This window comes from Qipengyuania algicida, assembly GCF_009828025.1.
GTDB classification, from domain to species: Bacteria; Pseudomonadota; Alphaproteobacteria; order Sphingomonadales; family Sphingomonadaceae; genus Qipengyuania; species Qipengyuania algicida.
The window spans coordinates 126,272-150,089 of sequence record NZ_WTYA01000004.1 but is presented as its reverse complement, the minus strand read 5'-3'; the positions used below and the strand labels follow the sequence as shown (position 1 = coordinate 150,089).

The following is a 23,818-nucleotide window of genomic DNA, read 5'->3' as shown; positions in this document are numbered from 1 at the left end:
ATTAGCTTGCGGGCGAAAACTCTCCGCTATCCTGATCGAGCAAATGCAGGACACCGTCGGAAATGGCGAAAAACGAGCCGTGCAGGAACAGCTCACCCTTGGCTTCCTTGTCCGCGACATTGGGAAAGCTACGCAGGTTGGAAAGGCTCAGCTTCACGGCCGCCTGTTCCATGGCACGTTCAGCGACGCGTCCTTCGGTGCCGAATTCGGCAGCGATCGGATCCCGTGCTGAATCGAGCAGGCTCACCCATTTGTCGATGAAACCGCCTTCGCCGAGGGCAGCCCCGTGCATCGATTTGCTGAGTGCCGCCTTGCAGCCACCGCACATGCCATGGCCCATGACCATGACGTGGCGAACCTTCAGGAACTCGACCGCGAATTCGAGCGCGGCGGAAACACCGTGCTGACCGGGTGTGGTCTCGTAAGGCGGGACCATGGCGGCCACATTGCGCACCACGAAAATCTCGCCCGGATCGACATCGAAAATCTGCGCCGGGTCCACGCGGCTGTCGGAACAGGCGATGATCATCACCTGCGGCGATTGGCCAACCTTCAGTTCTTCCCAGCGATCATGCTGCTTTTTCCAGTCGCCCGAACGAAAGCGGTCGTAGCCAGCCAATAGCTCTTGATAGGTTTTCATGGCGCGCCAAATGGACCGCGCCATTGCGCCTTGCAAGCCCCAAGACTAGATGGGCGCGCATGAATGATCTTTCGTCCGCTCCGCAGCCCCCCGAGGAACGCCCCGCACGCCAGCGCAAGCCCGACTGGATTCGGGTAAAGGCGCCCGTCAGCGAGGGGTATCACGAAACTCGGCGGCTGATGCGCGACCTCAATCTCAATACCGTGTGCGAGGAAGCCGCCTGCCCGAACATCGGCGAATGCTGGACCAAGAAACACGCCACGGTGATGATCCTTGGCGATGTTTGCACCCGCGCCTGTGCCTTCTGCAACGTCAAGACGGGGATGCCGCGGATCGTCGATCCGATGGAACCGGAGAACGTCGCCGTGGCTGCGGGCAAGATGGGGCTGGAACACATCGTCATTACCAGCGTGGATCGTGACGATTTACCCGATGGCGGTGCGAGCCAGTTCGTAAAGGTGATCCAGGCGCTTCGCCGCGAAACACCCGATACGACCATCGAGATCCTTACTCCGGATTTCCGCGGCAAGATGCGCGCTGCCGTCGAAGCGATCTGTGAGGCCGGGCCGGACGTTTACAATCACAACCTCGAAACCGTTCCGCGCCTCTATCCCACGATCCGTCCGGGCGCGCGCTATTACGCTTCGCTGCGCTTGCTCGAAGAGGTCAAGATCCACGATCCGATGATCTTCACCAAATCGGGCATCATGCTTGGGCTGGGCGAGCAACGGCTGGAAGTGCATCAGGTGATGGACGATATGCGCAGTGCCGACGTCGATTTCATCACGATGGGTCAGTATCTCCAGCCGACGCCGAAGCACACTGCGGTCGAGGAATTCGTTACCCCCAAGACCTTTGCTGCCTATGGTTCGATTGCGCGCGCAAAGGGCTTCTTGCAGGTCGCATCGAGCCCCCTGACGCGTTCGAGCTATCACGCGGGCGACGATTTCGCCCAGATGCGCGCCGCACGCGAAGCCAAGCTTGCATCCAAGGCTGCGAAGGGGAGTGTGGAGGCGGCGCGCTGATGCCCGGCATACGGGAAACTCGCAGGCTGCCGTTCAGCTGCGAGCAAATGTACGATCTTGTCGCCGATGTCGGTCGCTATGGAGAATTTCTCCCATGGGTCGTAGCAACGCGCGTACGTTCGAACAGCGAAACTGAAATGGTTGCCGACATGCTGGTCGGCTTCAAGGCGATCCGCGAAAAGTTCACCTCTAAAGTGGTGAAGAACCGGCCTTCGAGCATTCACGTCCACTATCTCGATGGCCCACTCAAGGACCTCGACAACAGCTGGACGTTCACGCCCGTACAGGAGGGAGGGTGCGAGATCGATTTCTGCGTCGATTTCACCTTCCGCAATCCGGTATTCGAAGCACTGGCCGGTCGGTATTTCGATCGAGCCTTCCGCAAGATGGTGGAAGCGTTCGAAAATCGCGCCAAAGAACTTTACGGTTCCGCAGAGGTGGGGCCGGGGTGATCGGGTAGCAGCAATTCGAGCGCCCACATCGCAGCCTGCAGACGGATTTCCGAACGGCCAGGCCCATCGAAATGTCGCATTTCGCCGTCCGGCTCCGCATCGGAGTCACGGATGGCGCGAGCAAAAACCACTGTTCCCACCGGCTTGAGTTCGCTGCCGCCGCCGGGACCGGCAATACCGCTGACGGCGACTGAGACATCGGCGTTACTATGCGTCAGCGCCCCTTGTGCCATCGCCCATGCGCAAGCGACCGAAACGGCGCCGAAAGTCTCGATAAGATCGCTCGCAACATCCAATGCTTCGATCTTGGCCTCGTTCGAGTACGTGACGTAGGATCGATCCAGTACGCTGGACGAACCGGCGATCTCGGTCAAAGCGGCAGCCACGAGTCCGCCGGTGCAACTCTCTGCCAGCGCGATGGTTCGACCGGCCTCGCGATTGGCGTCGATCACCTTTTGCGCAAGCTCGGTCAGCTCCGTAGGCAGTAGTGATGATTGGGTCATTGCTGTTCCTTCCGGCATAGCTGGAGGGTTGCAACGGCTTGCGCAGCAATACCCTCTCCGCGACCCGTGAAGCCAAGCTTTTCGGTTGTCGTTGCCTTCACACTGATCCTAGCGATTTCGATGCCAAGCAGTTCCGCGATTCTCGCGCGCATGGATTCTCGATGCGGGCCGATTTTTGGCGCCTCACATATGATCGTGAGGTCGGCATGGGCGAGGGTATAGCCGGATTGCTGCACAAGTTCAGCGGCATATTGCACGAACTTCGACGAGGCCGCGCCCTTCCATTGCGGGTCGCTGGGCGGGAAATGGCTACCGATATCACCTGCGCCCAAGGCCCCGAGCATCGCATCGACCAGCGCGTGGAGCGCCACATCGGCATCGCTGTGTCCGGCAAGGCCCATCTCGCTGTCGAGCTGAATTCCCCCCAGCCACAATTCCTCGCCCCGGACGAGCCGGTGCACGTCGAAACCCTGTCCAACACGTATGGCGGGTTGATCGGTCACGAAATCCTCCGCAAAAGTCAGTTTGGCGAGGCGTGGGTCGCCAGCCACGAGCGCGACGGTCCCGCCTGCAGCATGGAGGACTTGCGCATCGTCGCCAGCGTCTGGCTCGCCTGACCAGTCGCAATGTGCCGACAATATATCCGCGAACCGGAACGCCTGAGGCGTCTGCACGCGGTGCAGTTCTTCACGCCTGGCCGTGCTTTCCATCGTCTGGCCCAATGCCCGCACAATGCTATCGACCACGGGCAGCACCGGGATCGCGCCGCGGGTCCTTTCGAGCGCTGCGAGGAGCCGGGAAACGACCTCTCCCTGCAGATCTGGGCGGGCTGCGTCATGGATCAGGACCATTTGGGGGTTCGAAGATACCAGCGCCTCGAGCGCAGCGCGTACAGATAGCTGTCTTGTGGCGCCTCCGAACACGTATTGCACCGGCAGCCCGGCGAGAGCCTGCTCAGCCCGTTCCTGCTCGTCCTTTGGGATGGCCACCACGACGGGATCTGCTCCGAAGCGAAGCATTCGTTCGACGGAATGGCGCACCACGGGTTTTCCGCGGTGCTGGGCGAATTGTTTCGGTAGTCCCTGCGCCGCGCGTTCGCCTGTACCGGCTGCAACGACTACAGCGGCAAAACCGGGCCGTGTCTGATCGTGGGTCATCGCCATTGCGCAGGGGGCTAGCGGCTTGCCGATCCTGCTGCAATGCACTAAAGGCTGCCCAAATTTTAGGCAGCATCTGTGTTATGAACCCAATCCCCACGCCTCCCGCGGTCAAGCCGCTACGCGTTGGTCCGCTTTCGATCGATACGCCGGTCATCCTTGCGCCGATGACCGGTGTGACCGACCTGCCTTTTCGCAAGCTGGTGCGGCGTTATGGCTCGGGTCTCAACGTCACGGAGATGATCGCCAGCGAAGCGGCCATTCGCGAAACCCGTCAGAGCGTCCAGAAAGCCGCTTGGGACCCGATCGAAGAGCCGGTGTCGATGCAGCTCGTCGGCTGCGATCCGGCCTCCATGGCCGAAGCTGCAAAGCTGGCGGAGGGCAATGGCGCGGAGATCATCGACATCAATTTCGGCTGCCCGGTGCGCAAGGTCGTCGGCCAACTGGCCGGATCCGCCCTGATGCGCGAAGTGCCGCTGGCCACTCGACTGATGGAAGCGACCGTAAAAGCGGTGAAGGTGCCGGTGACCGTCAAGATGCGCATGGGTTGGGACCACGCAAGCCTGAACGCGCCCGAGCTATCCCATATTGCCGAAGATCTGGGCGTCCAGATGATCACAGTCCACGGTCGCACGCGCAACCAGATGTACAAGGGCGAGGCCGACTGGCGCTTCATCCGCAAGGTAAAGGACGCGGTGGGCATTCCAGTGATTGCCAATGGCGACATCTGCTCGATCGAGGACGCCGCCACCGCGCTCGAACACTCCGGTGCCGATGGGATCATGATCGGACGCGGCGCCTATGGCAAACCGTGGCTGCTCGGCCAGGTAATGCACTGGTGGCGGACCGGCGAGTTTCGTCTCGATCCGGCGATCAACGAGAAATACGCCGTGCTCGTGGAGCATTATCGCATGATGCTGGACCATTACGGCACGCAAGTCGCAGTGAAGATCGCTCGCAAGCATCTTGGCTGGTACACAAAAGGTCTGGCGGGATCGGCAGAGTTCAGAAATTATGTGAACTTTATAGATGATCCGATTGCTGTCCTTGGAGAAATTGATCGGTTCTATGAACCATTTCTGTTGCGGCACGCGGCATGACCGAACATGGCGGATCGCCATCCGCCGATAGCCTGATCGCCGCGCTGATCTTTGCTGTAATCGTGATAGATGAAAGCGATTGTGTCCGCACCGCTAATCCCGCGGCCGAAATCATGCTTGGACGAAGCGCGCGACGCCTCGCGGGTAAGCCTTTGCAAGATTTTATGATTATTCAGGAAAAGCGCGTTGTCGATAGTGTTTTTCGCGGTGAGGCGCGGCTGATCGCGCGCGGGATCGGCGTTCGCGCCGGCGGTATCGAAAGGCGCGTCAATCTCACCAGCTCCCCTTTGCCAAATCACTCCGGATGGCGGGTCGTCACTTTGTCCGAAGCACCCAGTGAAACGGGTGAGGAGGATGAGCGGATCGAATTGCGCGCGCCGAGCGTGCTGGCGCATGAAATCAAGAATCCACTCTCTGCGATCCGTGGAGCCAGCCAGCTGCTTTCCCGGCGGATCGAAATGAAGCATCGCCCCTTGGCAAAGCTTATCGCTACCGAAGTGGATCGCATCGCCGGCCTGATCGACCGGATGCAGCGGCTGGGAAGTAGTTCTGACGTTTTCGTCGTACCCTGCAACCTGCACGAATCCATCCGCAACGCCATGACTAGCGTAAGGGCAGGGCGGGGCGGCGAAGTCGAAATGCTGGAGGAATTCGATCCGTCCTTACCAAATGTTCTTGCCGATCCAGATGCGCTCGAACAGGTGCTTATCAACCTTCTCGCAAACGCGTGGGATGCCACTGCGGGGCAGGACAATTCGGCGATCGTCGTGCGGACACGATTTGCAAGTGGGCTGATTTTCAACGCGATCCGTTTCGGCAAGGCGGTTCGATTGCCGATTGAGATATGTGTGATCGATTCTGGTCCGGGAATCGACGCGGATTTGCGTGACCACGTGTTCGAACCATTCGTAACCACCAAACGGCAGGGGCAAGGTCTGGGGCTCGCGCTTGTGCGCAAACTCGTGCGCGATATGGGCGGAAGAATCATTCATGAACGGGACGAACGCGCCGGGTTGACAACATTCCGCATCAATCTGGCGGTAGCCGGTGGAGGGGAGTAACGCGATGGCAGCTGCAGTATTGCTGGTGGAGGATGATCCGGCAATCGCCACTGTAATTGGCGAAGCTTTGCGGGAGGAAGGCTACGAGGTCACCGCTTGCGGCGAATTGGCGCAGCGGAACGTCTTGCTGGCCGAGCAGTCCTTTGACGTCTTGCTGACCGACGTTGTTTTAGCCGATGGCGACGGTTTATCGGACATCGCGAGCGTACGCGAGCGTGCTCCCGATATGCCGATCATCGTCCTTTCAGCGCAGAACACCCTCGATACCGCGATTCGCGCGAGCGACAGCGACGCTTTCGAATATTTTCCCAAGCCCTTCGATCTTGACGAACTTGTCCGCGCCGTCGGACAAGCCGTATCGCGTCGAAGAACTGACGCGCAGGAGCCGGAACCGGCTTCACAAAGCCTCCCATTCATTGGGCGCAGCCCTGCCATGCAGGGGGTTTACCGCATGATCACCCGCATGTTGCGCAACGATCTGAGTGTGCTGGTGACGGGCGAATCCGGGACTGGTAAGGAACTCGTCGCCGAGGCCATTCATCATCTCGGAAAGCGCAGCAAAGGACCGTTAGTTGCGGTCAATGCGGCTGCTATTCCTCGCGATCTGCTCGAAAGCGAGCTGTTCGGGCATGAGAAGGGCGCGTTCACCGGTGCGGTCGGGCAGGTTATCGGCAAGTTCGAACAGGCCCATGGTGGGACATTGTTTCTCGATGAAATTGGCGACATGCCGCCTGAGGCGCAGACCCGGTTGCTACGTGCCCTTCAATCAAGCCGCATTCGACGCGTAGGTGGCCGGCAGGAGATCGCAGTCGATGTCCGGATCATTGCGGCGACCAATCGCGCGCTCGAGCCGATGATCGCCGCAGGGACGTTTCGCGAAGATCTGTTCTATCGCCTCAATGTCGTGCCGATCCGATTGCCACCTTTGAGCGAGCGGCTTGAGGATATCGGTCCGCTGGCTCGCCATTTTCTGGCACAGGCCGAGGCGGAGGGGCTGCCGCGTCGGTCGATCGACGAGGGTGCGGTCGAAGAACTGGCAAAGCGGCCGTGGCGCGGGAATGTGCGCGAATTGCGCAATGTCGTGTTTCGTCTGGCGCTCATGGCGCGCGACGATACGATCGATGTGACGGCGGTAAGAGAAGTCGATACATCCCAACCTGCAGCGGATGTCACAGATGATTCTGGCTCAGGTTTTGGACGATCGCTGATGCAATGGCTCGAGGAGAATCGGCCAACTGCGGGAACGGTCTATCATAGCGCCGTGGCGGCGTTCGAACTGCCTTTGTTCGAATATGCGCTGGCGCAATCCGGCGGCAACCAATTGGCCGCCGCGCGGTTGCTCGGAATCAATCGGAACACACTTCGCAAGCGCATTTTGGACCTGGATATTGATGCAAGCAGCTTCTCCAAACGAACTTAAATGCATTTCGTCGCATTTGCCCTTGCATCTCGGCAACAGCGGCGTTGTAATCAGGCAACGATGAATTCCTCCCCCCGTCCCGCTACCAAGCCCTCACCGCGCTGGATTCGCAGACTTTCGGCCATTGCCAGGAGGTCCAATCTTGCACGGTGGATTGCGATTGCCTGCGTGGCGATGCTCGCGGTGATGGTGGTTAGCGTTTATGCGGTTTTCGCGAGTGCGCCGAAAGGCACACAACCTCTTCCGTCAAGGCAGGTAGCCAGCTTGCTGATCGGCTCGCTGATTCCCTCCATCACCTTGCTGGTGCTGTGGGGTCGCAGAATTGCCCTGCGCCGCGCAGCGGGGAGCACGGCACGCCTGCATGTCCGGCTGGTTTTCCTGTTCTCGCTCATCGCAGCGGTACCAACATTGCTGGTCGCGGGATTTGCAGCATTTCTGTTCCAATCGGGCGTCGATTTCTGGTTTTCCGACAACTCGCGCGGGCTGATGGCGAATGCCAACAAGCTGGCGGAAAGTTATTACGAACAAAATCAGGTCGATGTCGGCAGCCAGACGACTTCGATGGCCAGCGACTTACGATATTACCTGGCACGCTTTACCCTGATGAGTCCGAACTGGCCGTCACTCTATCGCTATCAGGCCGAGCCGCGCGATATTACCGAAAGCGCCATTCTGCAGGAGCAGCCCGACGGTTCGTTCCGCACCGCCTTCACCTATGGTCTGAGCGCGGACAATGATCCGGCGAAATTCGTCCAGCAGGCATTGCCGGCCTTGCAAAACGGGCAATTGGTGGTGGAGCGCGCGACACCTGAACGGATCGAGGCAGTCGCGCCGATCGATGCGGACAGCGGTATCTATCTTTACAACGCCCGCGGCTCGACCGCGCCGTCTTTCAAGAGCTGGCAAGCGGCCAAGTCGATCACATCTGGTTATGCCTTGCTCACCAGCAAGGCGAGGGCGCAGCAATTGCGCTTCAATCTGGCGCTTTACTTCGTAAGCCTGGCACTGGTCGGCCTGGCGGTGTGGTTCGCCTTGCGACTTGCCGATCGTCAGGTTGAGCCGCTGACCGATCTTGTCCTCGCGGCGCGCAAGGTCGGGGCTGGCAATTTCTCATTGCGGATCGAGGGTCGCACCGGCGGTGACGAGATCGGCCTGCTCAACCGGGCATTCAATCGCATGACCGCGCAGCTCGAGAAGCAAACCGATGCCTTGATGACGGCCAACCGACAGATCGAGGAACGCCGCAGCTTCATCGAGGCAGTCCTTGAGTCGGTGAGTGCGGGTGTGTTGTCGATAGACAGAGATGGGCGCATTCAACTTATGAATGCACCGGCGCAAGCTTTGTTGCTTACCGGCCCCCGCGACGATGTGAAGGCCCTTCATATCGACGATCTGGCTCCCCAGATCGCGGCCATGGCTGCAGCCGATCTACCGCAAGGGGTGGTCAGCTATGCCAAGGGTGGTGAACTGCTGACGCTTGCGGTCAAGATCGCTCGCGAGCGTGAAGGCCATGTCATAACGTTCGAGGATATTACCCGCCAGTTGCTCGATCAGCGACAGGCTGCCTGGTCCGATGTTGCTCGACGCATCGCCCATGAGATAAAGAATCCACTGACGCCCATTCAGCTTGCGACCGAGCGGCTCAAGCGGCGCTATCGCAAACAGATTGAACAGGATGGCGAACTGTTCGACGAACTCACCAACACGATCGTGCGGCAGGTTGGTGATCTGCGCAAGATGGTCGATGAATTTTCATCTTTTGCCCGGCTGCCGAAACCTGTTTTCCGGCCAGAGGACGCTCTCGACCTGTTGCGCCAGTCGCTGTTCCTGCAGGAAGTTGCCCATCCAGAGATCGATTATCGTCTGACCGACGCACCGGCAGGACCGGTGGCGGTGGAGTGTGATCGCCACCAGTTCGGTCAGGCCATGACCAATGTTCTCAAGAACGCCGCCGAAGCGATCGATGCGCAATCACGCGACGCGCCTGCCGACTATCGAGGGCGGATCAGTGTCTCACTGGCGTCCGATGAGAGCAATGTGGTCGTTACGGTGGAAGACAATGGGATCGGCCTGCCGCAGGATCGCGAGCGGATTGTCGAACCCTATATGACGACGCGGGAAAAGGGCACCGGGCTGGGCCTCGCGATCGTCAACAAAATCGTCGAAGAGCATGGTGGGGACATGATCTTCATGGCGCGCGAGGAAGGTGGCACGCGGGTCGTGTTGCGTTTCTCCCGCTTGCCGCAATCGCAGGGGGAAAGAGGGGACAGTCAGGCAGACCGGATGAGGAATAAGTAGTTATGGCATTGGAAATCCTGGTCGTCGACGACGAGCGAGACATTCGCGAGCTCGTTGCCGGGGTATTGAGCGACGACGGTTATGAATGCCGGACCGCCGGCGACAGTTCTTCGGCGCTAGATGAAATCGACCGTAAACGCCCGAGCCTGGTGCTGCTCGACGTATGGCTGCACGGAAGTCCAATGGACGGGCTAGAAGTGCTAGACGAAATCAAGTCGCGTGAACCAGATCTGCCGGTCATCATCTTTTCCGGACATGGAAATATCGACACTGCCGTTTCTGCGGTAAGCCGCGGGGCCGTCGACTTTATCGAAAAGCCGTTCGAAGCGGAAAAGCTACTTCATCTCGTCGCGCGGGCTACTGAAACCGAGCGTTTGCGCCGGGAGAACACTCAGCTTAGGACCGAAACCCCGATCGGGGACGAGTTTACCGGCAACAGTGCAGCGATCAATGCGGTGCGTGCGACCCTGAAGCGCGTGGCAGGCACAGGCAGTAGAGTGCTCATTTCCGGGCCTGCGGGGGCTGGAAAGGAAGTGGCTGCGCGGCTTCTTCACGCGTGGAGTCCAAGAGCTGACAAGCCCTTTGTTATCGTCAATTCTGCCCGGATCACGCCCGAACGCTTCGAACAGGAACTGTTTGGCGAGGAGCAGGACGGCAAGCTGGTACGTGCAGGCCTGCTCGAACTTGCCGACGGCGGAACGCTCTATCTCGATGAAGTGGCGGATATGCCTCTTTCCACGCAAGCGCGAATCCTGCGGGTACTGACTGAACAGAGCTTCGTGCGGATGGGTGGAACCCGCCAGATTGCCGTTGACGTTCGTGTGGTTTCATCGAGCGCGCGCGATCTCAACAAGGAAATGGAGGAGAAGAACTTCCGTGAGGATCTGTTCTACCGTCTCAATGTCGTCCCGGTTTCGATCCCGTCTTTGGCTGAGCGGCGAGAAGATATCCCACCGCTGACCGAACACTTCTTCGCGCGACACGCAGCCGAACAGGGGTTGAAACCGCCTCAGGTGAGCGACGAGGCGATTGCCGCGCTGCAGGCTTATGACTGGCCCGGAAACGTCCGCCAGTTGCGCAATGTGGTTGAGCGGGCAGTCATCCTGACGCCGCGCGACAAGCTAGACGTGATTGAGCCTGACATGCTCGGAGGTGAGATAGTGGAAGGGAAGGGCGGAAACGGCGGTGCTCTGACTTCCTTGATGGGGGCGCCCTTGCGTGAAGCGCGCGAGAATTTCGAACGAGAGTATCTCACCGTTCAGATCCGTCGATTTTCCGGCAATATCTCGAAAACCGCGACGTTTATCGGGATGGAACGCTCTGCACTGCACCGCAAACTGAAACTGCTCGGCATGGTGGATCGTAAGGAAACCGACAAAAGCTCCTGATCTCTCTGAAGCTGAAACTGCAGCTGTGGAACGTGATAGGGTAAAGACCGTTGGCGAACGAAGCAGAGATCGCCATAATTGGTGAGAATGCGGAGATTCGCTGGCCTGCGTGCCATTGGTTCTCCAGATCGTGCCCCTTCCTGCGGGATAGGGCACCAACAACGGGAAGGCAGTGCACAAATGTCCGGTGGAAAAACACTATCCGTCAGAGTGAAACCCGCGTCGAGCGAGGAGGCTCCCAAGGAAGAATCCAAATCTCCCAAGCAGAGCAAGGTTGCTGTGTCGTCCAAGCAGGCGAGCTTGCAGGACGCGTTTCTCAACCTGCTGCGCAAGAACAAGGCTCCTGTGACGATGTTCCTTGTCAAGGGGGTCAAGCTTCAGGGTATTGTCACCTGGTTTGACAATTTCTCGATCCTGCTACGGCGGGACGGCCAATCGCAGCTCGTCTACAAACACGCCATTTCAACGATCATGCCCGGCATTCCTATCGATGCCGCCCAGTTTTCGAGCCAAGCGCAGACGAACAAGCAGCGCTTGTTGCAGGACGTGTTCCTGAGCCGGGTGAGCGAGGCTGAGGCGCAGGTTACGATGTTCCTGGTTAATGGCGTGATGCTGCAGGGCAAGATCGCAGCTTATGACCTGTTCTGCATGCTGCTCGAGCGCGACGGTTATGTACAACTCGCCTACAAGCATGCTGTCTCGACCATTCAGCCAGCCACTGCAGTGGATTTGAGTGATGATTGGGAAGGCGACGACAACTGAATTTCGGTGATGACGATATTGGCGAGGTAACGCGCGGTGCGCGCGCGCTCGTAGTTTGCCCGGATATTCGCGGTCAGGCTTACGATCTTGATGCCGAAGCTAGGCTTGCAGAAGCGCAAGGTCTCGCGCTGGCGATTGGTCTGGAGATCGCCGCATCGTCTATCGTGCCGGTACGCGATGTGCGTCCCAACACCTTGTTCGGATCCGGACAGGTTGAGAACATCGGTGTGGCATGTGAGCAGGATGCGATCGATCTTGTCGTCGTGGACGGTGCGCTGAGCGCGATTCAGCAACGCAATCTCGAAGACCGCGTCAAACGCAAGGTCATCGACCGGACTGGCCTGATCCTCGAGATCTTCGGAGAACGAGCGGTGACGGCCGAGGGGCGCCTCCAAGTCGAGTTGGCCCACCTCGACTACCAGCAAAGTCGACTTGTGCGGTCATGGACCCACCTTGAGCGCCAGCGTGGTGGTTTCGGTTTCCTCGGAGGGCCGGGGGAAACGCAGATCGAAGCCGATCGGCGCATGATCCGCCAGCGGATGGGGCGTCTGCGCAGGGAGCTCGAACAGGTTCGCAAGACACGCGGTCTGCATCGCGAGCGGCGCGAACGTGCGCCATGGCCAGTTATAGCATTGGTGGGGTACACCAATGCGGGAAAATCAACGCTGTTCAATGCCTTGACCGGGTCCGATGTCGTGGCGCAGGATTTGCTATTCGCCACGCTCGATCCGACAATGCGTGCAATTGCACTGCCCGGCGTGGAAAAGGCGATCCTGTCCGATACGGTTGGTTTCATTTCAGACCTGCCGACCCAGCTCGTCGCCGCCTTCAGGGCTACACTCGAAGAGGTGACGGCCGCCAATCTCATCGTCCACGTTCGTGATATGGCGAACCCCGACGCAGCTGCGCAGAAGCAGCAAGTGCTCAATGTCCTTGCCGATATGGGGATTGTGGGTGGAGAAGGGGACGGCACTACCATCCCGATCCTGGAAGCATGGAACAAGTGGGATTTGATCGAGCCTGATCAGCGGATGGACTTGCTTGATCTCCAATCAGACACCTCAGCCATTGTGCCGATCTCAGCGCGTACCAGTTTTGGGCTCGACGATCTTATCGAGCGTATGGACGTCCTGCTGACGCAGGATGCCAGGGAATATCGCATTCAGATTCCGATAGACGACGGCAGGCGGCTGGCATGGCTGCACCAGCACGGTCAGGTGCTGTCGGAAGAGCTTTCGGGTGCCGGGGAAATGCAAAACTCCCTTACCGTGCGGATGACACCCAAGGATTACAACCGCTTCAATGCTCTGACCTCGAATGCAGATGCTTAACCTGACTGCAGCCCGCTGCGCGATAGGTTGATGTCCGAAAGTTTAACCACCGGTCACGAAAGGCGCTTCGACTTTCCGGTTTTTACTGGAAATTTTTGGCGTCCTTATTTGTTGGCGAGTGTTCCACGAACCGGCAGTTCGCTGTTGGCGCACCTGCTTTGGGAAACCGGTGTGCTGGGCTCTCCGCTTGAATATTTCAATTACGAGCAGCAAGGTCCGCAGGGGAAGATTTCAACGCCCGCTCTTCAGGACGAACTCTGGACGCATCTGCTGCGCTATCGCACGTCACCCAATGGTGTGTTCGGCGTGAAGGGGTTTCCAGCGCAGTTCGAGGAACTGGGAAAATCCAACCCCACACTTCTGAACAAAGTAATGCGATTCTTGCTTCCCGGCGGTGGAAAGGCGCGAGTTGTCCAGCTGAAACGACGTGACACAGCCGCCCATGCAATCTCCTATGCGCGCGCGATGATGAGTGGCCGCTGGAGGCGGGAACAGGAGGAGCTAGGGCAGGGGGTGAATGCCGAGTATTCCTTCCAGGCGATCGAGCGAGCTGGAGCAATCTTGAAGAGCCAGGAGGCTGCCTGGGACCGGATGTCGCAGGATCTGCATATCGAGCCGTTGGTATTGTGGTATGAAGATCTGATTGCTGATCCCGAAAAGGCAATCCTCGCGGTCGCTGGCTACATTGGAGTTGACCTCGATCCTGCAGCGAAGATCGTCGTGCCAACAATCAGGCGTCAATCGCAGGAAGATGCGCTCGTTTGGCGCAAACTCTACGAAGCATCGAAGTGACCTTTTGCCTTGACCGCTTCCCACAGCGCGCCCTGGTCATCCAATTCAAGCTTGGCGAAGCTGCCTTGTGCAAGATCCTCCATCGCACGATATCGGCGTTCAAACTTGTCGTTTGCCTTGCGCAAGGCTTGCTCGGCATCGAGTCCGTATGCTCGGACGAGATTGACCGCCGCGAACAGCAGATCACCAGCCTCTTCCTCGACTGTCTCGTCAGACGCCTCGGCAAGCTCCTCCATCTCCTCGAGGATTTTTGCTTCAGGTCCGGCTTTATCGGGCCAGTCAAACCCATCTCTCGCTGCACGCTTCTGGAGTTTTTGAGCCCGGAGCAATGCCGGCAAGGCGCGTGCGACGCCGTCCATCGAACTTGAAGCGCCCTTGGCTAAACGCTCGGTTTGCTTGATATTTTCCCACCGATGGTCACTCATAACGCCATCTTGATCGCCGAAGATATGAGGGTGGCGATCCTCCATCTTGGCGGAAATTGACTGTGCAACATCGGCAAAATCGAAATGTCCGGCTTCCTGAGCCATGCGGGAATGGAACACGACCTGAAACAGCAAATCGCCAAGTTCCTCGCGTAAATCATCCATGTCACCGCGCTCAATAGCGTCGGCGACCTCATACGCTTCTTCTATCGTATATGGCGCAATCGTCTCAAAATCCTGCGCGAGATCCCATTCGCAACCCCGATCGGGGGCCCGCAGTCGCGCCATTATCGAGAGGAGGCGAAGGATTTTGTCTGCAGCTTCGGACATGTGTTAGCGCAATACTGGAATGATAATATATATTATGTTAAATGTCGGAGATGAGCGTCAGTGGTCGATCGCAGTTATCACAAGCGCCACGAGGACGAAAATGGCCGCCCAAGCCAGCGCCATCGTGGCACCTTTACGCAGTCCAATCCGGCGTGCGTTCAAAGCGCTCATCGCCAATACGAGGAACCCGACGAGCGAGATAATTCTGACGATCGCAAATTCATTCATGCGGTGATCTCCAACCCGTCGAACCCGACCGTGACGTGTTCCGGCACTTCCTGGCACAGGCTACGATAATCCATGCTCTTGTCGAGATGTGTCAGGACCAGACGAGCAGCTTGCGTTCGTTCCGCCAATTCGAGCGCCATGTCGAGATGTGCATGCGTCGGGTGCGGTTTTCGCCGGAGGCAGTCACATATGAGGATATCGGCGCCGTCGAAGCAGGCAATCATCTCGCTAGTGATTTCGCTGAAATCGGTGGCATAGACAATTGTCGCACCGTCTGCCTCCAGTCGGTATCCCGTGCTCCTTGCCGGGCCATGTGGCATATCGACTGCTTCGACCGCAAAACCGGCAATCAGCGGCGTTTGGCCTAATGGTTTGATATCGACGATCGACGGATAGCCATGCTGACCATCGAAAATATAATCGAATCGGCGTTTTAGCTGCGACACCGTATATGTGTTGGCAAATCCGGGTAATGGATTGCTGCGTCCGTAGCGCAGCACCCGGAGATCATCGATCCCATGACAGTGGTCGGCGTGATCGTGGGTCCATAACACTGCGTCGAGATGGTCGACGCGATGCGCGAGCAATTGCTGGCGCAAGTCGGTCGACGTGTCGATGAGGATCCTCTGGCCTGCGTCGTTGGAAATCAGCACAGATACCCGCGTCCGGCGATTGCGTGGTTCTTCGGGATCGCAGGCACCCCAATCATTCCCCACCCGCGGGACGCCGGTGGAGGTTCCGGAACCCAACATCAGCATTTTCATGAGCGGGTCGCCAATCCCGCCTTTGGCATGGCCTTGTTGAACAGCCGATAGAAATTGCGCGTTGTCCCTTCTGCCAGCTGCTCCACGCTTTCCCCGCGCAAATCGGAGAGAAACGAAGCTGTATCCCTGACAAATCCGGGTTCGCATGTGCGGCCGCGGTGGGGAACGGGTGCCAAAAACGGGCTGTCGGTCTCGACAAGCAAGCGATCTTCCGGGATGGTTGCCGCAAAGGTCTGCAATTCCTTCGCATTCTTGAAGGTTACGATACCTGAAATCGAGATTGTCAGACCCAGCGAGAGCATCTTCAAGCCGAAATCCGCCGAAGCGGTGAAGCAGTGGATCAGGGCAGGAAACGCCCCCTTCCCCATTTCCTCAGCAAGGATTGCCGCCGTATCGTGCTCTGCATCACGCGTATGGATGATGACTGGCAGGCGGGTCTGGCGCGACACTTCAATATGCTTGCGGAACAGGGATTTCTGGGCCTCCCTGTCGGACTTTTCGTAATAATAATCGAGACCGGTCTCGCCCAATCCAACAACTTTTGGATGGTCGGCAGCAGCGATCAATTCGTCGCAGGTCATGTCCTGGTGATCGTCTGCGCAATGCGGATGAATGCCGACGCTGGCGAACACATCGTCCTCACGCTCAGCGGTGGCGACCACGTTTTGCCATTCGCTACGCTTTGTCGAGATATTGAGGAAAGCGCCAACACCGGCTTTTCTCGCACGGTCGAGCACAGCCACCTGATCTTCGACCAACCCCTCATATTCCAAGTGGCAGTGGCTATCGACCAGCATTACGCGGCCTCCGCTTCCGGAAGCTCGAGGCGCGGAAACACAGGCGTCGGCGGCGATATACGATGACCAGCGTCGGCGAGCTGGTCGAACCAGCTCTCATCCGCCAAATCGCGATAGCTTCGCTTGTCGGTCGCTACGCCGAGCATATCGAGCACCGCATCGGCCTTGACCGGGACCACCGGCCTGATCGCCAACGCCAGATCCCGAATGGCGATATAGAGTGTCAGCAAGACCGCCTTCATCCGCTCCGGGTCGGTTTTGCGCAGAGCCCATGGCGCCTGCTCGTCGACATACTGGTTGCAAGCCCAGACTGCCTGCATCCACACCTCTATCCCCTGACTGAATGCCAGTCCCTCGAACTCGCGCGGCAGAGCCGTTCTGCACGCATCCTGGACCTTGGAAAGCAGCGCCTTATCTTCACCGTTCGGGGTGTACCGTTCGATCGCACCATCCATGTTCTTGGCGATCATCGACAGGCTGCGCTGCACGAGATTCCCAAAGCTGTTGGCGAGTTCCGCGTTACATCGGTTGACGATGGCTTCGGGCGAATAGCTCCCGTCCTGCCCGAAGGCGACTTCACGCATAAGGAAGTAGCGCAGATTGTCGACCCCGAACCTTTCGGCCAGTTCCATAGGATCGGTGACGTTGCCAAGCGACTTCGATTCCTTCTGCCCTCGATTGAGGATGAAGCCGTGACCGAAGACCTTCTGCGGCAGCGGCAGGTTCGCGCTCATCAGGAATGCGGGCCAGTAAACGGTATGGAAGCGGACGATATCCTTCCCGACCAGATGCAGGTTTGCGGGCCAGAATTTACTGAATTCGGGAGTGTTTTCGGGATAGCCGAGCCCTGTGAGATAATTGGTCAGCGCATCGACCCACACATACATCACGTGCCCGTCGCTTCCGGGCACGGGAACGCCCCAGTCGAAGCTTGTCCGGCTGACCGACAAATCCCTGAGGCCACCCGACACGAATGCGATCATCTCGTTGCGGCGGCTTTCCGGTTCCAAAAAACCGGGTGTGTTCAGCAATTCGAGTAGTCGGTCCTGATATTTGGATAGGCGGAAGAACCAGCTTTCTTCTACCGTCCATTCGACCGGTGTGCCTTGCGGCGACAGGCGCGCCCCGCCCTCGCTGTCGACGAGTTCGCTTTCGTCGTAGTAGGCTTCGTCACGGACGGAGTACCAACCCTCGTAGCGATCCAGATAGAGATCGCCCGCGACCTCCATCGCGCGCCAGATCGCTTGGCTCGCTTGATGATGCTCGGGTTCCACCGTCCGGATAAAGCGGTCGAAGCTGATATCAAGAACCTCATCCATCTGACCGAAATAGCCTGACATTTCGTCAGAAAGATCACGCGGTGACCGCCCTTGCTCCTCCGCCTTGCGAGCCATCTTGAGGCCATGCTCGTCGGTCCCGGTCTGAAAGCGCACCTCGCGGCCCTGCATCCGCTGGAAACGCGCGATCACATCGGCGGCGATCGCCTCATAGGCATGCCCGATATGCGGGCGACCGTTGGGATAGTTGATAGCAGTGGTTATGTAATAGGTGTCAGCCATAAGCACGGTCGCTAGCTTGCCCCGCACGTGCGAGCAAGGTACCGATCTCCATCGCAAGCAATCCGGGGTCATAATTGTAGGTGGTGAACTCACCCGTCAGGCGAACCAGTTCCTGATGGATGGCGATGCGTTCGACAGCGTGCCCCCGGTCAAGTGCTTCGATGCCCGATACCAGTTCGGCCCTTGCAAGATCGAGCACCGCGCGCAGACGTTCGCGATCGGGCCTTGCTCCGATCAGTTCGGCGAGCTTGCCACGTTGCAGAAAAGCCGGATCACCATCGCCCATGATGGCGCGCATGACAGAGGCTGGTGCGCCGAGCCCCAGTTCGACGAATTTGAGGGCCGCTCCGGGAGAGCCGGCCGCCGCAGTGGCGGCTGCTGCGCGGGTCGCCGCATCGGCGTCGGGCATGTGTTCGGCAAGCAGGTTGGCAATTTTCTCGTCCGGCAGGGTTGGAAACCTCAGCGTCCGGCAGCGCGAGCGGATCGTCGGCAGCAATCTGGCCGGACTATGGCTGATGAGGATGAAAAACGTCCCGTTCGGCGGCTCTTCCAGACTCTTCAGCAAGGCGTTGGCAGCATTGCGCTCGAGGTCGTCGGCAGGATCGATAATAATCACGCGCCGCTCGCCGAGTGTCGGCCTTGTGTTCAGGCGCTGTTGCATCGCCCTGATCTGCGCTATGCGGATACTGCGCGCCTTTTCGAAGGGCTTGCCCTCGGCACGCTTACGATCCTCACTGTCGTCCTTGGGTGGATGCGACACCAGCAGGATGTCGGGGTGCTGTGCCTGATCCGGGGGCGATCCCACCAATTCGCGCGCCGCTTGCTCGGCAAAGCTGTATTTCCCCAGCCCCGCCTTGCCCGTCAGCAGCCATGCGTGATGAATGCGTTCTCCCGCCAGTGCGCTGCGCCATTCGCGCCATGGTCCTTCATGGCCGATTAGCATCGCTCTGATCTTTGGAGCAACGGGGTTACAGCGTGCATCACTCTGGCATGAACCTGCTCAATTGTTCCGGTGCCATCGATCAACGCATAGCGGCCTGGATCGGACTGCGCGAAGCCAGCGAAGGCCGCGTCCACTTTCGCATGATAGGTGGCGTCGCGCCCACCGATGGCATCCGACGCGTTTCCATCCCGCGCATTGAGGCGTCGGGCAACCTGTTCCGGTGAAGCCTGCAACACCAGCACGAGATCGGGCAGCAACTCTTCGCTGCCGATCCTGTGCAGGTCCATGATCGCCTCGTCCCCCAAGTCGAGCGCCACCCCCTGATAGGCGCGACTGGAATCGAGAAAGCGATCACAGACAACCCACTCGCCGCCATCGAGCGCAGGACGGATCAAGCGAGATACATGATCGGATCGCGCGGCGGCGAACAGCAGGGCTTCCGCACGCGGACCCCAACCCTCCCCCGGCGGTGCGAGAAGAAGCTTACGGATTGCTTCTGCGCCGGATGTTCCGCCCGGCTCTCGCGTGACCGCAACGCGTAACCCTCTTTCCCGCAATGCGTCGGCCAGCAAGCGTGCCTGGGTCGACTTGCCGACACCCTCGCCTCCTTCGAAGGCAATGAAGCGACCGCGAGTCATGGCAGCCACCGCGCAAAGCCGTTAAATATGCGCTGCACGATGGTCGCAGTACCTATCGCACGATCGGACACGAGCGGGCGCGTGCCCACTTCTTTCCCGTCAACGCTCACGATCAAGTCGGCAACATGCTCCCCTCGTGCAATCGGTGCGCGCAAAGGACCGAAATAGCGGACCTTGAGTCCCACTTCAGGGTGAGTACCCTTGGGCACGTCGACCCGGATCGGGCGCGGAGACACGAGTTTGACGCGACTGAGCCCGCCATTCTGGACTTTGGCCTTGGCGATCTGGGTATTGGCACCGAACAGCAGCCGGCTATCGAACGCATCGAAACCCCATTCCATGAACTCTTGCGCGGCCTTATTGCGCTGGCGTCCCGTCGGGCTGGTCGCCACGACCATCACCAACCGCCGGCCATTGCGTTGGGCGCTCCCCAAAAATCCATAACCGGCCTGATTGGTGAAGCCTGTCTTGATGCCGTCAGCACCCGGCACGACCCCTGTTATTGGATCATGGTTGCGCTGCGTAATACCATTATACGTCAACGTGCGAGCACCGAAATAGCGCCGGTATAGGTCGGGGTAGCGCTCGATCATCGCCGTCGCCAGCGTCGCCAGATCGCGCGCAGTTACGAAAGTACCGCCCTGATCCATCCATCCGTTCGGCGTGCCATAATGGCTGTTCGTCATCCCGATGGAACGCGCTTCGCGATTCATCGCTGCGACCCACTTTGCGATGGAACCCGCCGCCCCGTGCGCCAGCGCCGCCGCACCATCGTTAGCCGAAACGGTCGTGATTCCGTGCAACAGCTGATCGACGGTGACACGCGCGTCCTTAGGCAGGAACATGGTGGAGCCGACCCCGTGCCATTTGTCGAATACGTCGGGCGCGACGGTAATAACCTGTTGGGGAAACAGCTTGCCCCGATGCATCCACTCGAAAGCGGTGAATACGGTCATCACCTTGGTCATGGAGGCGGGCATGAAGCGCCGGTCGATATCGCGCGCGAATAGGGTTTGGCCGCTGGAAAGGTCGATCAGCAGCGCGATCGGCGCATCCTGCGCGCTGGGAATGGCGGGAGTGATGGTTGTCCGCGCGGCATTTGCCGCAGGGGAGCACATCGTCAACACGACAGCACAAATCGTGGCTTTCGCCGCTTTCAGGCGATGAATCCCGCTGTTGCGGCCGGTGTCAGGACGTGGACGATCGGTCATAGGTCGCGTGGCTATATCCGCCGCACCGACAGTTTGCGAGCACTCTCCCGCGCTGTCCACGCTTCTGAAGGTGATATTATAGTGCGATATCGTCGGCCAATTCGCCAACGCTCATCGCGTAGTAATTGGAGCAATTGTATTCGAGGATCACGCGATAATTGCCCGTCAGCAGCCATGCCCGCGTGCCCGGCCCGTCAGGCTGGAACAACGAAACGAGCGTATCATCGGGCAAAGGCGTCAACGCGGTAACACCCAATGCACGCCATTCGCGCACTGTCTTGAATTCGCTATGCCTCATGTGCACGCGTTCGCATACGGGCGAGACGAGCTTGGTCCTGTAGGCATTGGTGTCGAACCCGGACGGAACGGACGCGGGCACACCCCACGGTTGACCGGGACGCCAGCCGGCATCGCGAAAATAATTGGCAATCGACGCCAGCGTATCTGCCGTATCGGTCATGATATCCGCGCGGCCATCGCCGTCGCCATCGACCGCCAGACGCAAATAGACGCTGGGCAGGAATTGTGGATTACCGAAAGCACCTGCCCAGCTACCCTTCAGCTCCGAGCGCGGAAAACCGCGGTCGGCGATCTTGAGCAGGTCGACGAACTCGGTCGCGAACAGCTTGCGTCGGCGGCCCTCCCAGGCAAGGGTGGCAAGCGCCCGTGCAAGGTCAAACCCGCCCTTTACCGATCCATAGGCAGTTTCGTGACCCCATATCGCGACGATGATCGGTCCCGGCACGCCGTATTTACGCTCGATACCGCGCAGCAGGCCTGCCGAATTCTGCAGGGCGGTGCGACCACCTGCGATACGCTGCGCATCGACATGCCTCGCGAGATATGGGGCGAGTGCCGGAAAGCCGTTACCGGATGAGCTTCCGGGCTGTGAATTGTCGAGATCGATGACCCTTTGGTTCGGCGTCAGATCGTCGGTCATCCGTGAAATCGTTGCCTCGCTGACGCCCGCGGCCCTCGCCTGCGCTTTAAGCGTCTGGAGATAGGCGTCGAAGGACGAATCCTGTGCGGCGGCTGCTGCCGGAGACAGTGCGACAGCGGTGGCGACAAGGGTGGCGAGGCAACGACGCAAATCCATCAGCTTATTGTTGCAGAGTGAGCCTGAACGACAAGCGAATTCATCTGGCAAACGCAACGTTTTAGCGGATAGTTTCGGTGCACATTTCGGCAATGGCGACTGGCAGGCGTGACAAACGTTCCAACCGGCGCTAGCGGCAACGATCAGTCGCGGACAGGTGGCCGAGTGGTTTAAGGCAGCGGTCTTGAAAACCGCCGTGGGTTCACGCTCACCGTGGGTTCGAATCCCACCCTGTCCGCCACTAGCCCGTTCCCCATTGTTCGCCTGTAACCAGAATAAGCCAAGGATTTCTGCAGCTTATCGGGTGATTCGGGTCCCACACTGTCCCTGCCAATCTGCCGGTGTCCGATTGGATTTGTGGGAATAAATGTGGGAGATTTGGTCTGTTATGGGCAAGCTTTCAGCAACAGCAGTCAAGGCCGCGACGCGGCCCGGCAGAATCGGCGATGGCGACGGATTGTTCCTGGTGGTGAAGCCATCGGGCTCGAAAAGCTGGATGGTCCGGGTCCAGAAACACGGCACGCGGCGTGATTTCGGTCTGGGCAGCGCGTCGAAAGTATCGCTGAAGATTGCGCGCGAACGCGCGCGAGAGGTGCGCACATGGGTCGAGCTGGGTCTCGATCCTCTGTTCGAGCGACGGAAAGCGCAGGGTATTCCCACGTTTCGCGAGGCGACCGCCAGGGTGCTTGCGCAGCATAGGAAGACCTGGCGCAATGAGAAACACGAACAGCAGTGGCTCCGGACGCTGGAGGCCTATGCCTTTCCACATCTCGGCAATGTCCAGGTGAGCGAGATCACCGGGCCGATGATCCGCAATGTGCTGGCCGAGATCTGGCTGGCGAAGCCCGAGACCGCGCGCCGGGTGCGCCAGCGGATCGGGACAGTGCTCGATTGGGCCTATGCCTCGGGATATCGCGAGAGCGAGGCACCGATGCGGGCGATCAGCAAGGGGCTTCCCAGACAGCCCAAGAAGGATGGCCACTATGCTGCCATGCCCTATGCCAAGGTCCCATGCTTCATTCCACGGTTGCGAGAACGCGAGAGCTACAGCCGGCTAGCGCTGGAGTTTGCGATCCTGACGGCTGCAAGATCGGGTGAGGTCCGCCACGCGGTGTTCGAGGAGTTCGATCTTGAGGCAAGGCTATGGACGATCCCCAGAACGCGGATGAAGGCAAACCGCGAGCACGTGGTACCGCTGTGCGATCGGGCGGTACGGATCATCGAGCGCTGCTGCGAACTGCGCATCCGCGACTGCGCATTGGTGTTCCCGGGGCAGCGTCTACGTAAGCCGATGTCGGACATGACGCTGACCAAGCTGATCAAGGAGATGAAGGAGCCCTATACCGCGCATGGGTTCCGTTCCGCCTTCCGCGACTGGGTGAGCGAGGAGACCCAGCACCCGAGCGATGTGGCCGAGGCGGCGCTGGCCCATGTGGTCAAGGACAAGACCGAGGCGGCCTACCGTCGCGGCAATCTGCTGGAGAAGCGGCGCGTGCTGATGGACGACTGGGCCAGCTATTGCTGCAGGGGTGGGTGAGCCATGGGCCACAACAGCCGATCGAACAGTGCGTGCAAAGCCGACCAGTCGGCCCCTGCCAGCGCGCAAGATCAAGCCCCCTCCCCAGAAATGGGGATGGCCAACCCTGTGGATAAGCCAGTGACCGGTTCGGGCGATCGGGAACCCCAAAACTCGGGCGATCAGGAACCCAAAGCACGGTCTATCAGGAACCGAAATGCTATCCAAGCCTATGGGAATGAACAGAAATTTGGCCCCTTAACATACCTAACATCAATCCTGAGTCGGATTGATGCTAACGTGGACACACCGCCGCGCGGTTCGGCAGCGCTATGGGTGGCGCCCTCTCCGCGCGTCTGGCCACTCGACAGGTGCAAGTATC

General features: G+C 59.3%; 23 protein-coding genes and 1 tRNA gene. 12 read left to right on the top strand and 12 right to left on the bottom strand.

What is annotated here, in order from left to right; genetic code table 11:
• Position 1: 1 nt before the first annotated feature.
• Positions 2 to 640 carry a carbonic anhydrase gene (locus GRI58_RS06685; RefSeq protein WP_160752806.1) on the bottom strand — a complete coding sequence of 213 codons (639 nt, stop codon included), beginning with the start codon at positions 638 to 640 and terminating at the stop codon, positions 2 to 4.
• Between the two features lie 59 nt (positions 641 to 699).
• Here GRI58_RS06685 and lipA point away from each other — a divergent pair, with 59 nt between their 5' ends.
• Positions 700 to 1,665, top strand: coding sequence for a lipoyl synthase (lipA, locus tag GRI58_RS06680; RefSeq protein ID WP_160752805.1), 966 nt, complete (start codon positions 700 to 702; stop codon positions 1,663 to 1,665).
• Complete coding sequence (locus GRI58_RS06675) at positions 1,665 to 2,117, top strand: type II toxin-antitoxin system RatA family toxin (RefSeq protein ID WP_160752804.1); 453 nt, start codon at positions 1,665 to 1,667, stop codon at positions 2,115 to 2,117. The genes lipA and GRI58_RS06675 overlap by 1 nt, the downstream gene beginning before the upstream one ends.
• On the opposite strand, the gene GRI58_RS06670 is transcribed toward GRI58_RS06675, so the two are convergent.
• Both GRI58_RS06670 and GRI58_RS06665 read right to left on the bottom strand, forming a co-directional pair.
• On the bottom strand, positions 2,087 to 2,620 hold the full coding sequence (locus GRI58_RS06670; protein WP_160752803.1) for a CinA family protein: 534 nt from the start codon (positions 2,618 to 2,620) through the stop codon (positions 2,087 to 2,089). The genes GRI58_RS06675 and GRI58_RS06670 overlap by 31 nt on opposite strands.
• Positions 2,617 to 3,783: a bifunctional 2-C-methyl-D-erythritol 4-phosphate cytidylyltransferase/2-C-methyl-D-erythritol 2,4-cyclodiphosphate synthase gene (locus tag GRI58_RS06665; protein ID WP_237452151.1), complete on the bottom strand. Its 1,167-nt coding sequence runs from the start codon at positions 3,781 to 3,783 to the stop codon at positions 2,617 to 2,619. Before GRI58_RS06665 ends, GRI58_RS06670 begins: the two co-directional genes overlap by 4 nt.
• 77 nt (positions 3,784 to 3,860) lie before the next feature.
• Between GRI58_RS06665 and dusB the strand changes: the two genes are divergently transcribed.
• The 8 genes from dusB (at position 3,861) to GRI58_RS06625 (ending at position 13,929) form a co-directional block, all read left to right on the top strand.
• Complete coding sequence (dusB, locus tag GRI58_RS06660) at positions 3,861 to 4,877, top strand: tRNA dihydrouridine synthase DusB (protein ID WP_160752802.1); 1,017 nt, start codon at positions 3,861 to 3,863, stop codon at positions 4,875 to 4,877.
• On the top strand, positions 4,874 to 5,938 hold the full coding sequence (locus tag GRI58_RS06655) for a two-component system sensor histidine kinase NtrB (RefSeq protein WP_160752801.1): 1,065 nt from the start codon (positions 4,874 to 4,876) through the stop codon (positions 5,936 to 5,938). Before dusB ends, GRI58_RS06655 begins: the two co-directional genes overlap by 4 nt.
• A 4-nt stretch (positions 5,939 to 5,942) precedes the next feature.
• Positions 5,943 to 7,358 (top strand): sigma-54-dependent transcriptional regulator, encoded by a 1,416-nt coding sequence (locus GRI58_RS06650; RefSeq protein ID WP_160752800.1) that lies wholly within the window; start codon positions 5,943 to 5,945, stop codon positions 7,356 to 7,358.
• Between the two features lie 60 nt (positions 7,359 to 7,418).
• Entirely contained in the window at positions 7,419 to 9,656 is a 2,238-nt protein-coding gene (locus GRI58_RS06645; RefSeq protein ID WP_160752799.1) for a sensor histidine kinase, read from the top strand.
• 2 nt (positions 9,657 to 9,658) lie between these two features.
• Complete coding sequence (gene ntrX, locus GRI58_RS06640) at positions 9,659 to 11,044, top strand: nitrogen assimilation response regulator NtrX (RefSeq protein WP_160752798.1); 1,386 nt, start codon at positions 9,659 to 9,661, stop codon at positions 11,042 to 11,044.
• Positions 11,045 to 11,224: 180 nt separating this feature from the next.
• Entirely contained in the window at positions 11,225 to 11,806 is a 582-nt protein-coding gene (gene hfq, locus GRI58_RS06635) for an RNA chaperone Hfq (RefSeq protein WP_160752928.1), read from the top strand.
• The gene (gene hflX, locus GRI58_RS06630; RefSeq protein ID WP_237452150.1) at positions 11,785 to 13,137 is read left to right on the top strand and encodes a GTPase HflX; all 1,353 of its coding nucleotides are present in this window, start codon (positions 11,785 to 11,787) and stop codon (positions 13,135 to 13,137) included. The genes hfq and hflX overlap by 22 nt, the downstream gene beginning before the upstream one ends.
• Before the next feature lie 30 nt (positions 13,138 to 13,167).
• The gene (locus GRI58_RS06625) at positions 13,168 to 13,929 is read left to right on the top strand and encodes a Stf0 family sulfotransferase (RefSeq protein ID WP_160752797.1); all 762 of its coding nucleotides are present in this window, start codon (positions 13,168 to 13,170) and stop codon (positions 13,927 to 13,929) included.
• Here the strand turns inward: GRI58_RS06625 and mazG are convergent.
• The 9 genes from mazG to GRI58_RS06580 form a co-directional block, all read right to left on the bottom strand.
• The gene (gene mazG / locus GRI58_RS06620; RefSeq protein WP_160752796.1) at positions 13,911 to 14,684 is read right to left on the bottom strand and encodes a nucleoside triphosphate pyrophosphohydrolase; all 774 of its coding nucleotides are present in this window, start codon (positions 14,682 to 14,684) and stop codon (positions 13,911 to 13,913) included. The two genes, GRI58_RS06625 and mazG, sit on opposite strands and share 19 nt — an antisense overlap.
• 57 nt (positions 14,685 to 14,741) lie before the next feature.
• Entirely contained in the window at positions 14,742 to 14,912 is a 171-nt protein-coding gene (locus GRI58_RS06615; protein ID WP_160752795.1) for a hypothetical protein, read from the bottom strand.
• On the bottom strand, positions 14,909 to 15,676 hold the full coding sequence (locus GRI58_RS06610; protein WP_160752794.1) for an MBL fold metallo-hydrolase: 768 nt from the start codon (positions 15,674 to 15,676) through the stop codon (positions 14,909 to 14,911). The genes GRI58_RS06615 and GRI58_RS06610 overlap by 4 nt, the downstream gene beginning before the upstream one ends.
• Positions 15,673 to 16,473: a TatD family hydrolase gene (locus GRI58_RS06605; protein ID WP_160752793.1), complete on the bottom strand. Its 801-nt coding sequence runs from the start codon at positions 16,471 to 16,473 to the stop codon at positions 15,673 to 15,675. The genes GRI58_RS06610 and GRI58_RS06605 overlap by 4 nt, the downstream gene beginning before the upstream one ends.
• Entirely contained in the window at positions 16,473 to 18,032 is a 1,560-nt protein-coding gene (gene metG, locus GRI58_RS06600; RefSeq protein WP_160752792.1) for a methionine--tRNA ligase, read from the bottom strand. Before metG ends, GRI58_RS06605 begins: the two co-directional genes overlap by 1 nt.
• Positions 18,025 to 18,975: an AAA family ATPase gene (locus GRI58_RS06595; RefSeq protein WP_160752791.1), complete on the bottom strand. Its 951-nt coding sequence runs from the start codon at positions 18,973 to 18,975 to the stop codon at positions 18,025 to 18,027. Before GRI58_RS06595 ends, metG begins: the two co-directional genes overlap by 8 nt.
• Positions 18,969 to 19,613, bottom strand: a complete 645-nt coding sequence (gene tmk, locus GRI58_RS06590; RefSeq protein WP_160752790.1) for a dTMP kinase — start codon at positions 19,611 to 19,613, stop codon at positions 18,969 to 18,971. Before tmk ends, GRI58_RS06595 begins: the two co-directional genes overlap by 7 nt.
• Complete coding sequence (locus GRI58_RS06585) at positions 19,610 to 20,824, bottom strand: D-alanyl-D-alanine carboxypeptidase family protein (RefSeq protein WP_237452149.1); 1,215 nt, start codon at positions 20,822 to 20,824, stop codon at positions 19,610 to 19,612. Before GRI58_RS06585 ends, tmk begins: the two co-directional genes overlap by 4 nt.
• 76 nt (positions 20,825 to 20,900) lie before the next feature.
• Complete coding sequence (locus GRI58_RS06580; RefSeq protein WP_160752789.1) at positions 20,901 to 21,920, bottom strand: lytic murein transglycosylase; 1,020 nt, start codon at positions 21,918 to 21,920, stop codon at positions 20,901 to 20,903.
• A gap of 151 nt (positions 21,921 to 22,071) precedes the next feature.
• Here GRI58_RS06580 and GRI58_RS06575 point away from each other — a divergent pair.
• Positions 22,072 to 22,161: transfer RNA gene (locus tag GRI58_RS06575), tRNA-Ser, on the top strand.
• A gap of 147 nt (positions 22,162 to 22,308) precedes the next feature.
• Positions 22,309 to 23,457, top strand: coding sequence for a tyrosine-type recombinase/integrase (locus tag GRI58_RS06570; protein ID WP_202386852.1), 1,149 nt, complete (start codon positions 22,309 to 22,311; stop codon positions 23,455 to 23,457).
• The last annotated feature ends 361 nt before the right edge of the window (positions 23,458 to 23,818 follow it).

Excerpts from the sequence above, each read along its gene's own strand:
- GRI58_RS06685 (WP_160752806.1), bottom strand. The coding sequence starts at position 640 with ATGAAAACCTATCAAGAGCTATTGGCTGGCTACGACCGCTTTCGTTCG.
- lipA (WP_160752805.1), top strand. The coding sequence starts at position 700 with ATGAATGATCTTTCGTCCGCTCCGCAGCCCCCCGAGGAACGCCCCGCA.
- GRI58_RS06675 (WP_160752804.1), top strand. The coding sequence starts at position 1,665 with ATGCCCGGCATACGGGAAACTCGCAGGCTGCCGTTCAGCTGCGAGCAA.
- GRI58_RS06670 (WP_160752803.1), bottom strand. The coding sequence starts at position 2,620 with ATGACCCAATCATCACTACTGCCTACGGAGCTGACCGAGCTTGCGCAA.
- GRI58_RS06665 (WP_237452151.1), bottom strand. The coding sequence starts at position 3,783 with ATGGCGATGACCCACGATCAGACACGGCCCGGTTTTGCCGCTGTAGTC.
- dusB (WP_160752802.1), top strand. The coding sequence starts at position 3,861 with ATGAACCCAATCCCCACGCCTCCCGCGGTCAAGCCGCTACGCGTTGGT.
- GRI58_RS06655 (WP_160752801.1), top strand. The coding sequence starts at position 4,874 with ATGACCGAACATGGCGGATCGCCATCCGCCGATAGCCTGATCGCCGCG.
- GRI58_RS06650 (WP_160752800.1), top strand. The coding sequence starts at position 5,943 with ATGGCAGCTGCAGTATTGCTGGTGGAGGATGATCCGGCAATCGCCACT.
- GRI58_RS06645 (WP_160752799.1), top strand. The coding sequence starts at position 7,419 with ATGAATTCCTCCCCCCGTCCCGCTACCAAGCCCTCACCGCGCTGGATT.
- ntrX (WP_160752798.1), top strand. The coding sequence starts at position 9,659 with ATGGCATTGGAAATCCTGGTCGTCGACGACGAGCGAGACATTCGCGAG.
- hfq (WP_160752928.1), top strand. The coding sequence starts at position 11,225 with ATGTCCGGTGGAAAAACACTATCCGTCAGAGTGAAACCCGCGTCGAGC.
- GRI58_RS06625 (WP_160752797.1), top strand. The coding sequence starts at position 13,168 with ATGTCCGAAAGTTTAACCACCGGTCACGAAAGGCGCTTCGACTTTCCG.
- mazG (WP_160752796.1), bottom strand. The coding sequence starts at position 14,684 with ATGTCCGAAGCTGCAGACAAAATCCTTCGCCTCCTCTCGATAATGGCG.
- GRI58_RS06615 (WP_160752795.1), bottom strand. The coding sequence starts at position 14,912 with ATGAATGAATTTGCGATCGTCAGAATTATCTCGCTCGTCGGGTTCCTC.
- GRI58_RS06610 (WP_160752794.1), bottom strand. The coding sequence starts at position 15,676 with ATGAAAATGCTGATGTTGGGTTCCGGAACCTCCACCGGCGTCCCGCGG.
- GRI58_RS06605 (WP_160752793.1), bottom strand. The coding sequence starts at position 16,473 with ATGCTGGTCGATAGCCACTGCCACTTGGAATATGAGGGGTTGGTCGAA.
- metG (WP_160752792.1), bottom strand. The coding sequence starts at position 18,032 with ATGGCTGACACCTATTACATAACCACTGCTATCAACTATCCCAACGGT.
- GRI58_RS06595 (WP_160752791.1), bottom strand. The coding sequence starts at position 18,975 with ATGCTAATCGGCCATGAAGGACCATGGCGCGAATGGCGCAGCGCACTG.
- tmk (WP_160752790.1), bottom strand. The coding sequence starts at position 19,613 with ATGACTCGCGGTCGCTTCATTGCCTTCGAAGGAGGCGAGGGTGTCGGC.
- GRI58_RS06585 (WP_237452149.1), bottom strand. The coding sequence starts at position 20,824 with ATGACCGATCGTCCACGTCCTGACACCGGCCGCAACAGCGGGATTCAT.
- GRI58_RS06580 (WP_160752789.1), bottom strand. The coding sequence starts at position 21,920 with ATGGATTTGCGTCGTTGCCTCGCCACCCTTGTCGCCACCGCTGTCGCA.
- GRI58_RS06570 (WP_202386852.1), top strand. The coding sequence starts at position 22,309 with ATGGGCAAGCTTTCAGCAACAGCAGTCAAGGCCGCGACGCGGCCCGGC.